Genomic DNA, 13,110 nt, shown 5'->3' with positions numbered 1-13,110 from the left:
CCAGCGGCCCAAGCCCACCCCTTCAAGGAGTTCGCATGGAAACGCTGCTCGCACTGCTGCGCGATCCGGCCGCCTGGGCCGCATTGGCCACCCTGGTGGCCATGGAGATCGTGCTTGGCATCGACAACCTGATCTTCATCTCGATCCTCACCAACAAGCTTCCCGAGCAGATCCGCGAAAAGGCACGACGTATCGGCATCGGCCTGGCGCTGATCATGCGACTGGCGCTGCTGGCCACGATCGCGGTCATCGTGGCGTTGACCGAGCCGGTGTTCACGGTGCTCGGCAAGGGGATTTCCTGGCGCGACATCATCCTGATCGCCGGCGGCGCTTTCCTGGTCTGGAAGGCCACACGCGAGATTCACCAGCACGTGTCGCCCGAGGACGAGCACGAGAATGCCGAGAGCGCCCGGAGCGCCGCTCCCGGTTTCGCCGCCGCGATCGGGCAAATTCTGGTGCTGGACCTGGTCTTCTCGATCGACAGCATCATCACGGCGGTCGGCATGACCGACCATGTGCCAATCATGTTCGTGGCCGTAATTGCCGCAGTAGTGGTGATGCTGGTGGCCGCCACGCCGCTGGCGAACTTCATTAATCAGAACCCAACCATCGTCATGCTGGCGCTGGCGTTCCTGATCATGATCGGCATGACGCTGATCGCCGATGGCCTCGGCCACCACGTGCCCAAGGGCTATATCTATACGGCGATGGCGTTCTCGAGCGCGGTCGAGGGGTTGAATATGCTGTCGCGGCGACGGCGTGCCCGCGCGGCGGGCATCGAACCGCCAGCGCACTAGCCGCCGAAACGCATCAAACGCACGGCCGGGCGGGGATGCTGCGGAGGAATGCGGGCGCCGCCTACTCGATATGCTGCGCCAGCACCCTCGCCAGCCATTCACTGAATACCTGCGTTCGGCGGGACAACAAGCGTCGATGCGGATAGACCATTTGCACCGGCATAGGCGGCACGGGCCAATCCGACAGAACCTCCACGAGTTCGCCTGCCACCAGATGATCCCGGACATCGAAGGCTGGAATCTGGATCAAACCCAGCCCGGCCAGGCAGCAGGCGATGTAGGTTTCCACATTGTTGACCGCCACCGGCCCGTTCATCTTCAGCGTCCGCACCTCGCCTGTGTCCATCCATTCCCAGGGCGCAATGCGTCCGCTGGCTGGCGACGTGTAGTTCACCGCCTGATGCTGGTCCAGGTCCTCTGCCTTGAGCGGCACACCGTGGCGCGCCAGATACGCAGGGCTGGCGCAGTGGATCATTCGCAATACCCCGAGCGGCCGGGCCACCAGGCTGCTCGACGTCATCTCTCCCACCCTCAGCGCGCAGTCGACGCCCTCCCGCACCAGATCAATGGCCCGATCGCTCGAGCCCAGTTCTAGCGTCAGGCCGCGATGCCGTGCAAGAAAGTCCGGCAAGGCTGGCGCGACTAGCCGTCGCGCGATACGGCTGGGCATATCGACGCGCAAGCGCCCGCTGAGCACCGCGCCATGTGGCCGGAATTGCTGCTCCAGCTCCTCGCTATCCGCCACCAGCGCCATGGCGCGGTCGAGCAATGCCTCGCCGTCCTGGGTCAGGCTCACCCGCCGCGTCGTGCGGTTGAACACCCTGACACCCAGGCGGGCCTCCAGCTGCTGGACGGCCAGCGACACGGTCGGCCGCGGCAGTCCCAGTTGATCCGCCGCCAGCGTGAAGCCGCCGCTGTGTGCCACGCGGAGGAAAATCCGAAGTTGCTCGATCCGGTCCATGGGGTGCTATGGATATTGGTAAGAAAACATGGATAGTTCATTCGCTACAGGCAAGTTTATCCATGAAAGGTTGCTTATTACAGTGCTGGATACCCCTCACCCTCATCCCTTATCGGAGGTCTGAAATGTCCAAGCACAGCATCCAGGGCAAGGTTGTACTCATCGCAGGCGGCGCCAAGAATCTCGGCGGGCTGATTGCCCGCGACCTCGCGTCCCAGGGCGCCAAGGCCGTCGCGATTCACTACAACAGCGCGGCGACCAAACCCGAGGCCGAAGCCACGGCGGCCGCGATCGAAAAAGCCGGCGCCAGGACAATCACGCTGCAAGCCGACCTGACCACGGCTGCGGCCGTGGAGAAGCTCTTCGCCGACACGGTCGCCGCGATTGGTCGGCCCGATATCGCCATCAATACCGTCGGCAAGGTCCTCAAGAAGCCGATCGCCGAGGTCACCGAAGCGGAATACGACGAGATGACGGCCATCAACAGCAAGTCGGCGTTCTTCTTCCTCAAGGAGGCCGGCAAGCACGTCAACGACCACGGCAAGATCGTCACGCTGGTCACATCGCTGCTGGGCGCCTTCACGCCGTTCTATGCGTCGTACGCCGGCACCAAGGCACCCGTCGAACACTTCACGCGGGCGGCAGCGAAGGAGTTCGGCGAGCGTGGCATCTCGGTGACAGCCGTTGGCCCCGGCCCAATGGATACGCCGTTCTTCTATCCCGCAGAAGGCCCGGAAGCCGTGGCCTATCACAAGACCGCCGCTGCGCTCTCGCCGTTCAGCAAGACCGGCCTGACCGACATCGAGGACGTCGTGCCCTTCATTCGGCATCTCGTGAGCGATGGCTGGTGGATCACGGGCCAGACGATCCTCATCAACGGCGGATACACCACCAAGTAATCGAGTGACGCGGCGGACCCGCGTCCGCCGCGTGTTGCACACCCCATGTCCTGTCCGATTGGCAGGCTGTCACGAGTCTGTCATTCCCGCTCCCTAGACTGGCGCGCGACCACGTGTCGCCAAGCGCACACGTTCAACAACAAGTCAAAAAAGGGAATCGGACATGGGAAGCAGGGCGAGGACACCGGGACTTTGGGTTCGGCAGGGTATTGGCGCAACGATGCTGGTACTCGCGGCGGCGGCGCTGAGCGCGTGCGGCGGCGATGACAATGGCACGGCGAACACCGGCAGCAGCAACAACGGCGCGGGTAGCGGCAACAGCGGCACCGGCGGCACGGGCTCGGGTAACGGCAATGGCAACGGCGGCACGACGCAGCCTGCGGTGGTCAAGCCGCTGGCGGGCGGCTCGCTCTACGTTGGGGCGGTGAGCTTTGGCGATACCGTATCCATCGAACTCGACCAGCCGGCGGCCGGGCAACTGACGCTACGCTTCCTCGACTCCCGTTTCGGTCTGGCCGGCACACTGGTCGGCCAGTATTCGGTCGACGGCAATACTTACCGCGTGAAAAACCTCGCGGCCAGCTCGAACGATGTCCCTGCCGCCCTGGCCACGGCCGCGTCGACCGTGACCTTCAGCTTCACGCTCGATGACAGCGTGTTGTCCGGCGCGCTCGGCCAGGTACCGAACCTCGTCGCTGGCAATGGCGCGCTGTTGCAAGGCTATGTATCGGCCGCCAACCGTGGCGCGCAACTGGCCGACATCGCCGGTACCTACAGTTATATGCGCCAGGCCGGGGGCACCGCAATCGCGGGCCAGCTTGGCATCCAATCGGATGGCTCGGTGCGCGTCTGCGCGGGACAGAGCTACAGCGCGACCTGCGCGGGTGGTCAATCCGGCCAACTCTCTCCCGACGCCGACCAGGTCCGCTATCCGGGCGCATTTTCCCTGACGGTTGCCGGCGCCAAGGTGGGCCGCCTGTTCGTCGGTCGGCAGCAAGGCAGCGTCGCATTGTTCGTCGATGAAACCGGAGCCGGCTCCAGCAGCATCCCAGGTAGCTGGGTCGTGCGTTCCGCCGCGCCCGTGACAGCCAACGGCATCAATGGCGACTGGCTCTGCGCAGAGCCCGAACTCGACAGCAAGAACGTCGGTACAGGCCGCACGCGCCGGAACATTGTCTCGATCGCGGGCAATACGCTGGCTGCGGACAACATCCCGTCGGACGTCACGCTCACCTACAACAGCCTTGCCGGCAGCACGACCAACGGCCTGGTGTCTGGCTCGTGGCAGGAAACGGTCAACGGCCTGTCGCAAAGCGCAGGCCTGGCGTGGCTGCCGGTCAGCAACAAACTGGCCTACCAGTTGCGCCAGGTCCCGGGCTCCCAGCAACTGCTGCCTGGTGTCTGCGCCCCCCTGCCCGCCCCCGCACCGGTCTCGACCTACCTATCGGCCAAGGCCAACGACGTCATCCTCGTCACACTGGCCGATCTGCGCCCGACGCAACCCGCCATCGGCCGCGACCAGATCTATTACAAGCTGGGCCGCTACGCCGCCGACCCCGTGAAGCGATTTGACGACGTTTGCGAGGCCAACGGCCAGAACAAGACCAAGACGTCGGATGCCAACTCCCGCATCGATACGCTGGCCTCGTTCACCTGCACGAAGGCGATTGGCGATAAGCCGGCCGATATGAAAACGCTGGTGGTCGGCCCTTACGGCGAGCCTTACCTGACCGATGGCCATCACACGTTCACCTCGCTGTGGGAAGCCGTCAGCGGTGGTCCGCAAACCAAGATCTACGTGCGCGTGCAAGACAACCTGTCGACCCTGAGCCGCGCCGCGTTCTTCCGCACGCTGCGGGAGCGCAAGCTGGTCTGGTCGAAGGATGGTGACCGCCCGTCGTACCCGGCCGACCTTCCGCGTTCCCTCGGCCTTGGCAACGGGCTCAATGACGACCCGTACCGCGCACTGGTCTACTTCGCGCGCGACATCGGCTATCAGCAACTGGCGGACGCCACCGAGTTCACCGAGTTTTATTGGGGCGACTGGCTGCGCACGGTGGTGGACCTGAAGAAGGTGAACCTGAATGACACCCCCAGCTACCTGACCGCCGTCCACGCGGCCGCGGAGGCAATGGTTGCCCTGACGCCGGACACCGTGGTCAGCAATGGCAAGACGGCAGCTTCACTGGGCCGGCTCGATGCGCTGAACGAAACGGAATTCACGGCGCTGTCACAACCGCTTGGATCGGCAAAGCCAGGCAAACTGCCGTACGCGGTGGACTATCGCTTGAAGCTCACGCACTGAGCGACTTGTCGCGGAACGGAGAAAGCCGGCCCGAAGGCCGGCTTTTTCGTTTCGATCCGCATCCATTTGCGCTACGATCCGCACATCGACATTCCTCTGGGACGCTAGTCCATGGCGACATGCAACCTGCCTTGCGGTGACTTCTCCGTGTCCGGTTGATCGCCCCATGGCAAAGCCCATCCTGTCGGAGGACACCATCCATGCCTTGGCGGATGCCCAGCCAGACGCCGTCTTCCTCGTCGACAAGACCGGCATCATCCGGTACGTAAACCCCCGATGTCACGATTCGCTGGGCTTTGCGCAGTCCGACCTCATCGGACAAACCATGCTCGAACTTGTGGTCCAGCGCGACCGCGATCGCACCATCAAGGAAGCCAGCGAGGTGCTGGCCGGCCACAAACGCACTGGCTTCGAGAACCGTTACCGGCACCGGGATGGAAGTGACATCCACTTCTCGTGGTCGGCACGCTGGCTGGAATCACATCAATTGCGACTCGGCACCGCGCGCGATGTCACGATCCTTCGGCAGCCAGCGTGCGCATATCTCCTGCCGCCGGACCTGCTGGGGCTGCTCGATCCCTACGAGCAGGAGGTATTCCTGCTGCTGCTGACATCCGCCACCGAGATGCAGATTGCCAGACGCCTTGGCGTGGCGGCCGACGACATTCGCCGCCGGGTCGCCAGCGTCTATCGCAAGTTGGGCGTGCGCGGGCGCCTGGGACTGACCAGTCTCGGCATGAGCGTGCTTCAGACACCGCTGACGCCCTAGTCGGGCAAAGCAGGATTAACCGCGGCGTGATGGGGCGTATATTGCGCCTGGAGGTCCGAGGGCCGGCATGCGAGGTAGAATCTCCCTCTTCCCGGTGCCGTCTCTGTCCATTCCCGTTCCAGCCATGCTGGCAGGAACGCGCGACGGCCACCGGATGGCCCTGGGTTGTCTCGCATCATTAACCAGTTGATTGAATAGCGAACTTCGCTGCCTGTGGCGAAGTTGCAGATCCCCACTTCACGACTCCATGCTTCCTACGGACCTCGTCGCCGGCGCCGACGGCGATCAGAACGCCTCGCTGCCACGCTCCGAGCGCGCCTATCAACAGTTGCGATCGGCCATCCAGGCAGGTCAACTGCCGCCCGGCACCCGCCTGAGAGAAGTCGAACTCGCGGAATCCCTGGGCCTGTCGCGCACGCCAGTGCGCGAGGCGCTGTCGCGGCTCGAGTCAGAAGGGCTTGTTGTCAATGAACCCAATCGGGGCATGATCGTGACGCGCCTCGACGCCAGCATGGTCAGTGAACTCTACGTCATGCGAGAGGTGCTCGAGTCCACCGCCGCTGCGCTGGCCGCACGCCACGCCACCGACGTGGAGATCTCGCTGCTGCGCGATATCGTCGAACGCGACCTCTCGTTCGCCGAGGATCCCGACAAGCTGGCAATGAACAACCGCCTGTTCCACGAGACGCTGCACCGCTGCGCCCACAACCGCTATCTGCTGAAGACGCTGCGCTCGCTGCACGAATCCATGGCACTGCTGGGGCGCTCCACGCTGGCCGTTCCAGGCCGCGCGCGTGGCTCGTATGAGGAACACATGGCGCTGGTCCAGGCACTGGAAGCCCGCGACCCCGAGCGGGCCGAGCAGATCGCGCGGCGCCATATCCAGCAAGCCTACAAGGTCCGGCTGTCGCTCTGGATCGAAGAGCAGTCTGGCGCCTGACGTCGCATCCGCCTCGCAAAGCAACTGCAAAACAATAGCCCCGTCGCGAAACCGTGACGGGGCTATTGTTTTACGCCCTCGAAAAGTGTGTTCCGTGAGAACGCTTTCCTGGAACGATGGCGCTTGCTATCTTTTTCTCCGAGGCCAAGGATCCCTCTCTTCTGGCCTCACGTCACCCTCCGTGGCGGTTTTTTCATCATTGGCGCTGGCGGCATGAGGTTCCTGTTCGTCCGTATGTCGATGTCAGCGCAAGGCGCGGCAACGTTGCCGCGCCAGTTTTTTCGCTGTGCCAGCCAGATGAGGCCCCCATGCCAGACAAACCCATCAAGATTCCCGGTCCCGACCACCCAATCACCATCACCCGCCAGGGCAGCCGTGTGGTTGTAACAGTCGCGGGCAAAGTGATTGCCGATACCCGAAACGCGCTGACACTTCAGGAAGCAGCCTATCCGGCTGTTCAGTATGTGCCGCGCGAGGACGTGGACATGTCTGAACTGTCGCGTACCTCACATGGCAGCTACTGCCCCTACAAGGGGGATGCCGCCTACTACAGTATCCCCACCGGCGGGGCGCGCGCCGAGAATGCCGTCTGGACCTATGAGTCCCCCTACCCGGCCGTGTCGGCCATTGCAGGCTACATCGCGTTCTATCCCGATCGCGTCGACAGCATCGACATCACACCGTAAATCGCGCACAAAAAAGCCGACCCGCCACACACGATGCACGTGTGTGGCGGGTCGGCTCTCATTCCCACGCGGCGCCAACGCACCGCGTTTCGGTACCAACTACAGCTATCTACCCGCTACTACGTTCAGACTTCCCGGCCAATCAGCCGTTCGCGTAGGCAACCTTCGCCTTGCGCGCTTCCGCCTGCAGGCGGGTGAAAACATTCTGGATCGAGGCAATCACGCGCTTCACGTCGTTGCCGAAGCCCATGCTTTGGGCGCCGAGCTCGCGCTCGATGAGGTCACGTTCGAGTTGATCGGTCAGCTTGATATCGGATTGGGTGTTCATGGCGTCCTTCCTTTCAGGGATTACCCTTATGGGGTTTTCCCGAATTGTAGCAGACGAATTGTCGCAATGCAGCATTAGGTAATAGTGCGTATGGCTGCGATGAGACAGGTGCCATCCTGCTGATGCTAATTATCAAGATCAGCCAATTTCTAAGGCGAACTCAAAAGTTAACTTTTACGCACACAAAGGTTGAGGGGCTGCTGGCGTCGCGTGCGACCTTCCGGCCATCGATGGAAAACCAGGAAATGCGGGGCGAGGATGGTCACGCGGCCAGCCGCCGTGCCCGCATCCGCGCGCGCCACGCGCATTGGAGCCGCCGTGACCGTCGGGTCGGCCGTACGGGGAGCATAGGCGCCCGGGGTTTCCCCATGGAGGGGCCCTCTGGCAATGACCGTTGGTTTCCCTTCCCCGGTACCGGCGACACCGGAGGGCCAGAATTGCTACACAGATAGGGCGCGGTCGCCGTCACTCGCACCGAGCGTCCGCACCAGCTACGGCAGCAGCGTGCTTCGATAAGCCTCCCGACCCATTCCACCCGTCGGGCAGCCACACGTTGCAACGACGCACACGACGAGGATGCCAGTCCCGCCAAGTGCCGATGCGGGGAAGGCCGAGAAACTACGGCAGCGGGCGGAACATGCTTCCGTTAGGGCCGCGTGGCTCCAGTGCACGCGTGGGGACATGCGTGCGTGCTCCGGCTCCCTCAAACTCGACGATGACGGCGGTGGGGCTTGCAATGCGCGTGATGATCACCTGCGCGCCCCTGAACATCCATGTCGTTTCGATCTGGTAGGGGCTCTTTCGGTAGGCTTTGCGGCGTTGTTTGCTATTCATATCGAAGTCCGCTTAGTCTGTCCACGTCTGATTGTTGCGCCTTGACCGAACTGCAATGCGCGCCGAGCTGGTGACCGGCGAATCGGCCGCCCGTCAGGCTCCACACAAAAGAAAACCGGCAGTTTCGCGCAAGGCAAGATTGCCTGAGACGTCCGCCGGACTGGCAAGGTTCCTGCTTGACCTGCCGTTCGGAACTCAAATCGTACAGTGCGGGAAAAGAAGACACCTCATCCACTGGCGATTCCGAGATGGCTTGCGCCAGTTCCCTTCAACGAACCTCACAAGGAATCTTCCTGCACGCTTTCGATCCGACTCACCACGGCCTCGCTGAGCGGACGAATGTCTCCTGGCAGCATCCTTCAATGCGTGGCATATGAAGGCTCAGCCAAGTTCCGCGAAATTGCCGTACCACGCGTCGATCAGCGGACCGACGCGCACAGCACCGAACTCAGCCCGGCCGTTCAGCCAGTCCAGGACGATTTGGCGGTGTTCCTCCGTGGAGGAGCTGCGATTCCCCTCCGGGGATACAAATCCATCCAGGCAGTCATCTATTGCACCACCATAGGTGAGCTGGTTCGCTTCGATGCAATCGGCAATGAAGGCTTCGCAGGCAGCAATCTTTGCGTCCGCACCCAGTCCTACGGCAAGCTCCGCTGTGACGAGAAATCCGAGTTCCTGAAATTCCGCCACTCGCAGCTTCTTGCGTTGGCGACGGCTACGTCTTTGGCTCATGGGTATCGCTCCTTTGGACTGGTCGGCCGGCCTGAAAGACCGGCATCGTACCTCGATTGTCGCGGCAAGACGACCGTATTTTGACGGCATCCAACTGCGGGACGCCGACCGAGCCGATTGACAGTCCTGGCGCCTCAGTGTCACGCTCAGTAGCGCTTCAATCTTACTTGGGGAGGTCAGTCATGTCAGTCATGAGGACTCTACTGGCGAGCGCCGGTTTAGCACTGCTGTTGGCCCTGGCAACGGAACCAGGCGTCAGGGCTCAGGAGGCACCTGAATGGATGAAACAGACACTTCCCGACCAGGCACTGAAGCCGCACTGGGACGAATCTCGGGCCGTGATGAATCCCACGGGAGCTTTAGATGCGAAAACCAAGCAACTCATTGCCCTCGGTGTGGCAGCACAAATTCCTTGTGCATATTGCGTTTCCGCTCACACTAAAGCGGCAAAAGCCGCTGGTGCGACCGATGCTCAAATAAAGGAGGCCATTGCAACCGCCGCGCTCGTCCGTTTCAACAGCACAATGTTGAATGGCTCAGACGGCGGCACCGAGTGGTCGCCTCAACGTAAGTGATGATCGCGCCGGCCGCCGATTGACAATCCTCGCGTCGGCTGGGGCAACGCTACCGCGGATTTCAGCGATAGGCGGTGACTCCAGGTCCGCGAAGTGTAACTTCGCCTTTGATTACCTGCGTGATATTGCCGGCGCGTATCTAGTGCGCCACGCCGCGCGCTTCACGCCGTTCGACCACGCTCGGGATCGACACGATGGGCCCAATCCGGAAGTAGCCGCCCCACCTCTTTTTATCAACTCGTCGGCGGGCACGAGTAGACTGGTCAAGTGGGGCAATGTTTGGACATGATGCCTTGCTGGCTGCACGCGGTGCATGACAACTGCCACTTGCTCGAAGAGAAAGGAGGAATGTCCATGTTTCGTAAACTCGTGATTGGCACGCTAGGCGCCATGGCTGCCTTGTTCTCGGCTACGGCATTGGCGCAAGGTACCGCGGCGGACGCTAGGGCCATGCTTGAAAAGACGGTTGCGGCCATCACAACCGATAAGGCCAGGACGCTCAACCAGATCAACAACGGCGAGAATGGCTTTCTTGTTGGCGATCTCTATCCGTTCTGCTTCAACCTCAGCGACGGACGCCTCGTCGCGGTCGGCAATCCCAACGTTAAGGGGTTGCTCGGCAAGGATGCCAGGGAATTCAGGGACCCTACGGGCGACGTGTATGGACCAAGGCTCTATGACGCGGCAAAAGAGGGCCAGGTCAACGAGGTCGGCTACATGTCTCCCAAGGCCGGCGCTGACAAGACGTGGGTGCCGAAGGCGAGCCTCGTTACTGCGGTTGCCGGCCTGGGATGCGGCGTCGGTTACTACAAGTAGTGCGACCAAACCAACCGCCAAATCGGTGGCGAACTGCCGAACTCCGATGCCCGCACAATGCCATTGTCTCGCGTGACCGGTCAGTTCTGATGCCCTTCACTCCGCATGTGCGGTTTGCCATCGGCGCTGATCAGTTTTGATACCCGCCTTGGGTCATTCGCGTCGAGTTTGTCGTGCCTGCTACCTTGTCAGCTATCCACAGAACCGGTGCACGTGACAAGCCTGCGCGGAGACCGGATCCCTCTGGAAGCAGCCGTAGAGGTTACCCCGCGTCGAAGGGCAGTTCAGGGTCGTTCTGCGACGGCCGCCCCCCACGACCTTTGAATCTGAAGTCGAGAATGGTGGCGGCTTGCCACGAGCCTCGACCGCTGGTACGCGGAAAACGGCGTTGCCTGGCTCCTGAAGCGGCCATTCGCAGCTTCTTTCTTACTCCTTCATTAACCTCCAAAGCGTCGTTCGTCCGATCCCCAAGGTACGACTCGCAGCGGCGCGATTGCCACCGTTTGCCTGCAGGACTCGCATGATGTCGTCCCGAGTCACGGTCCCAGACGGCGCGTCGGTAACCTTGTGCCTGTCCGCTGCAACAGGCAGCGATTGCATCTCTCCAAACTCGGGAAACATGGCCTGCAGGTCTTCCCGCGCACTGCCTGAACCATCGCTCAGATAGATCGCCGCGCGCGCTACGACGTTTTCAAGCTCCCGTACGTTTCCGGGCCATGTGTAAAGCTCGAAGAGCGGCGAGAGGAACTCCAGAATGTGCTTCGTGACGGTGGCTGGCAGGTGGTACTTTGCTGCACTCCGTGCGAGCAGATGCTGCGCAAGGCCAGGTATATCGCTGCGCCGCTCACGCAAGGGCGGCAGTTCGATCTGTAGCAGATTGAGCCGGAAATTCAGGTCGGCGCGAAATGTGCCGTGCTTGACCAACTCGCGCAGATTACGATGCGTCGCGGCGATGACACGGACGTCGATTGGCGTTGCGCGACCAGAGCCGAGCTTCATCACTTCGCGTTCCTGTAATACACGTAGCAGGCGGCTCTGCAACGCGGCCGGCATCTCACCGATCTCATCGAGAAAAATGGTCCCCGTATGCGCGACCTCGAAGAGGCCCGGCTTTCCACCACGCCGTGCGCCGGTAAAGGCGCCCTCTTCATGGCCAAACAGTTCGCTTTCTATCAAACCTTCCGGCAGTGCCGCACAATTGAACGCGACGAATGGGTTGCCACGCCGACGGCTGGCATTGTGAATACCTTGAGCAACCAGTTCCTTGCCAGTGCCGCTTTCGCCTGTGAGTAGCACGGTAGCGTCGTGCGCGGCGCTGGCTCCCGCTAGCCACCGCACGCGTTCAAGCTCCGGGGAGCCGCCGATCAGATCAGCCAGGTTATGCCGCGCCACCAGATGCTTCGGCCGCTGATTGGTTCGCAACGAGCGGTCAATGCGTTGTGCGATTAGGGTGTCCTGTACAGTGACCACCGCTCCGGAGCGTGAGCCGTGCTCAACGATTGGCACGCAGTTGACAATCAGCGAGCGACCGCCGATCTGTTCGATGCGCTCGTTACTCGGCGAATCGGCATCGAGTGTTTCGCGCAGGTGCGGGCCGACCGCCCCCAGGAGCTGTGACGCCACGTCGCTGGAGCGGTTCAGGCCGAGCAGATCCAACATCGCCGGATTCACCACCTCAAGCTGCCCATCCTCGTCAAATGCCGCGACGCCGTCGCGCAGATGCGCGACGATGGTGTTGAGTCGCACGCGCTTTGACTCCTTCTGGCGACTCATGCGTGCCAACTCAATGGAGCGTTCGAACGCTTCCTCCACAGCGCCAATGGAATAGAGAAATACGCATTGCAATCCCGCCTGCAGCGCCAGATCGCATGCCATGCCGGGACCAATGATGACGGTGCAGCCTTCTGCAGCAAGCGTATCCACGGCCGCACGCACCTCGTCGATCGAACGGTATGCGCGCTGTTTCAATGCAACATTCAGCCAGCCGCTGAGGTTGGCCAGTTCCCTCGACACCGATTCGTGCAGCACCAAACCGATGGTCTCACCCGGCCACGCTGTGATGGCCTGCGTGATAGCGTTCAGCACGTCGAAGCCATTCACCTTGACCATCACCACGGGCACACTGAGATTGTCACGCAGATACGCGCCGTTCGAGCCGGCCGCCAGCACGACGTCAACCGTGCCTGCGTCGACATACGCCTGGAGGGCGGTCACGGCAGCCCCGTAGCCCGCGCGAATCGAGAAGAAACGCGCCAGCTCGTTGTAGCGAGGCGCGACGGTCTCACACAGCGTACTCATCCGGCTGATGCTGACCAGCGCGATGCCCGGGCGGAGCTGGTTTGGATGTGAAATGAGCGTTGACATCTTGGAGGCTCCTGAGTGGAACGCTTTTGGAACGCCCCGAGAAACATGTGGAACATTGTCGCATGAGCGTGTTCGCGGTATGAAATCTTGTAAGTCATTGTTTT

The 13,110-nt window shown here is 62.0% G+C and carries 13 protein-coding genes; 8 read left to right on the top strand and 5 right to left on the bottom strand.

Annotated features, from left to right (window positions below):
* The first annotated feature begins 35 nt into the window (after positions 1-35).
* Positions 36-797 carry a TerC family protein gene (locus B2246_RS02670; RefSeq protein WP_286881804.1) on the top strand — a complete coding sequence of 254 codons (762 nt, stop codon included), beginning with the start codon at positions 36-38 and terminating at the stop codon, positions 795-797.
* 61 nt (positions 798-858) lie between these two features.
* On the opposite strand, the gene B2246_RS02665 is transcribed toward B2246_RS02670, so the two are convergent.
* Positions 859-1,758 carry a LysR family transcriptional regulator gene (locus B2246_RS02665; protein WP_286881805.1) on the bottom strand — a complete coding sequence of 300 codons (900 nt, stop codon included), beginning with the start codon at positions 1,756-1,758 and terminating at the stop codon, positions 859-861.
* A gap of 125 nt (positions 1,759-1,883) precedes the next feature.
* Here B2246_RS02665 and B2246_RS02660 point away from each other — a divergent pair, with 125 nt between their 5' ends.
* The 5 genes from B2246_RS02660 to B2246_RS02640 all read left to right on the top strand — a co-directional run bounded on the left by B2246_RS02660 (position 1,884) and on the right by B2246_RS02640 (position 7,357).
* Positions 1,884-2,657 (top strand): SDR family oxidoreductase, encoded by a 774-nt coding sequence (locus tag B2246_RS02660; RefSeq protein WP_286881806.1) that lies wholly within the window; start codon positions 1,884-1,886, stop codon positions 2,655-2,657.
* A 220-nt stretch (positions 2,658-2,877) separates the two neighbouring features.
* Entirely contained in the window at positions 2,878-4,962 is a 2,085-nt protein-coding gene (locus B2246_RS02655) for a ParB/Srx family N-terminal domain-containing protein (RefSeq protein WP_286881808.1), read from the top strand.
* A gap of 166 nt (positions 4,963-5,128) precedes the next feature.
* On the top strand, positions 5,129-5,731 hold the full coding sequence (locus tag B2246_RS02650; protein ID WP_008652325.1) for a PAS domain S-box protein: 603 nt from the start codon (positions 5,129-5,131) through the stop codon (positions 5,729-5,731).
* Positions 5,732-5,978: 247 nt separating this feature from the next.
* Positions 5,979-6,671, top strand: a complete 693-nt coding sequence (locus tag B2246_RS02645) for a GntR family transcriptional regulator (RefSeq protein ID WP_008652327.1) — start codon at positions 5,979-5,981, stop codon at positions 6,669-6,671.
* A gap of 308 nt (positions 6,672-6,979) precedes the next feature.
* Positions 6,980-7,357 carry a DUF427 domain-containing protein gene (locus B2246_RS02640; RefSeq protein WP_286962571.1) on the top strand — a complete coding sequence of 126 codons (378 nt, stop codon included), beginning with the start codon at positions 6,980-6,982 and terminating at the stop codon, positions 7,355-7,357.
* 142 nt (positions 7,358-7,499) lie between these two features.
* On the opposite strand, the gene B2246_RS02635 is transcribed toward B2246_RS02640, so the two are convergent.
* From B2246_RS02635 to B2246_RS02625, 3 genes are all read right to left on the bottom strand, one after another.
* Positions 7,500-7,685 (bottom strand): hypothetical protein, encoded by a 186-nt coding sequence (locus B2246_RS02635; RefSeq protein ID WP_008652329.1) that lies wholly within the window; start codon positions 7,683-7,685, stop codon positions 7,500-7,502.
* Positions 7,686-8,303: 618 nt separating this feature from the next.
* Positions 8,304-8,519 carry a hypothetical protein gene (locus B2246_RS02630; RefSeq protein ID WP_008652330.1) on the bottom strand — a complete coding sequence of 72 codons (216 nt, stop codon included), beginning with the start codon at positions 8,517-8,519 and terminating at the stop codon, positions 8,304-8,306.
* A 381-nt stretch (positions 8,520-8,900) separates the two neighbouring features.
* Positions 8,901-9,251, bottom strand: coding sequence for a YggL family protein (locus tag B2246_RS02625; protein WP_008652332.1), 351 nt, complete (start codon positions 9,249-9,251; stop codon positions 8,901-8,903).
* Between the two features lie 281 nt (positions 9,252-9,532).
* Here B2246_RS02625 and B2246_RS02620 point away from each other — a divergent pair, with 281 nt between their 5' ends.
* Positions 9,533-9,826 (top strand): carboxymuconolactone decarboxylase family protein, encoded by a 294-nt coding sequence (locus B2246_RS02620; protein ID WP_234707034.1) that lies wholly within the window; start codon positions 9,533-9,535, stop codon positions 9,824-9,826.
* Between the two features lie 354 nt (positions 9,827-10,180).
* Entirely contained in the window at positions 10,181-10,642 is a 462-nt protein-coding gene (locus B2246_RS02615; RefSeq protein WP_286962569.1) for a cache domain-containing protein, read from the top strand.
* Between the two features lie 426 nt (positions 10,643-11,068).
* Here the strand turns inward: B2246_RS02615 and prpR are convergent, their stop codons facing one another.
* Complete coding sequence (prpR, locus tag B2246_RS02610; protein WP_286962568.1) at positions 11,069-13,006, bottom strand: propionate catabolism operon regulatory protein PrpR; 1,938 nt, start codon at positions 13,004-13,006, stop codon at positions 11,069-11,071.
* Positions 13,007-13,110: the final 104 nt, after the last annotated feature.

The sequence above is a fragment of the Cupriavidus sp. UBA2010 genome, assembly GCF_002335265.1.
GTDB lineage: Bacteria > Pseudomonadota > Gammaproteobacteria > Burkholderiales > Burkholderiaceae > Cupriavidus > Cupriavidus metallidurans.
The sequence above is the reverse complement of the archived record's forward strand: the minus strand, read 5'-3'. Positions and strand labels throughout refer to the sequence as shown.

What these genes read in the sequence shown, in the direction of transcription:
- B2246_RS02625 (WP_008652332.1), bottom strand. Translation starts at nt 9,251, where the DNA reads ATGAGCCAAAGACGTAGCCGTCGCCAACGCAAGAAGCTGCGAGTGGCG.
- B2246_RS02615 (WP_286962569.1), top strand. Translation starts at nt 10,181, where the DNA reads ATGTTTCGTAAACTCGTGATTGGCACGCTAGGCGCCATGGCTGCCTTG.
- B2246_RS02630 (WP_008652330.1), bottom strand. Translation starts at nt 8,519, where the DNA reads ATGAATAGCAAACAACGCCGCAAAGCCTACCGAAAGAGCCCCTACCAG.
- B2246_RS02655 (WP_286881808.1), top strand. Translation starts at nt 2,878, where the DNA reads ATGCTGGTACTCGCGGCGGCGGCGCTGAGCGCGTGCGGCGGCGATGAC.
- B2246_RS02660 (WP_286881806.1), top strand. Translation starts at nt 1,884, where the DNA reads ATGTCCAAGCACAGCATCCAGGGCAAGGTTGTACTCATCGCAGGCGGC.
- B2246_RS02650 (WP_008652325.1), top strand. Translation starts at nt 5,129, where the DNA reads ATGGCAAAGCCCATCCTGTCGGAGGACACCATCCATGCCTTGGCGGAT.
- B2246_RS02665 (WP_286881805.1), bottom strand. Translation starts at nt 1,758, where the DNA reads ATGGACCGGATCGAGCAACTTCGGATTTTCCTCCGCGTGGCACACAGC.
- B2246_RS02670 (WP_286881804.1), top strand. Translation starts at nt 36, where the DNA reads ATGGAAACGCTGCTCGCACTGCTGCGCGATCCGGCCGCCTGGGCCGCA.
- B2246_RS02640 (WP_286962571.1), top strand. Translation starts at nt 6,980, where the DNA reads ATGCCAGACAAACCCATCAAGATTCCCGGTCCCGACCACCCAATCACC.
- prpR (WP_286962568.1), bottom strand. Translation starts at nt 13,006, where the DNA reads ATGTCAACGCTCATTTCACATCCAAACCAGCTCCGCCCGGGCATCGCG.
- B2246_RS02645 (WP_008652327.1), top strand. Translation starts at nt 5,979, where the DNA reads ATGCTTCCTACGGACCTCGTCGCCGGCGCCGACGGCGATCAGAACGCC.
- B2246_RS02635 (WP_008652329.1), bottom strand. Translation starts at nt 7,685, where the DNA reads ATGAACACCCAATCCGATATCAAGCTGACCGATCAACTCGAACGTGAC.
- B2246_RS02620 (WP_234707034.1), top strand. Translation starts at nt 9,533, where the DNA reads ATGAAACAGACACTTCCCGACCAGGCACTGAAGCCGCACTGGGACGAA.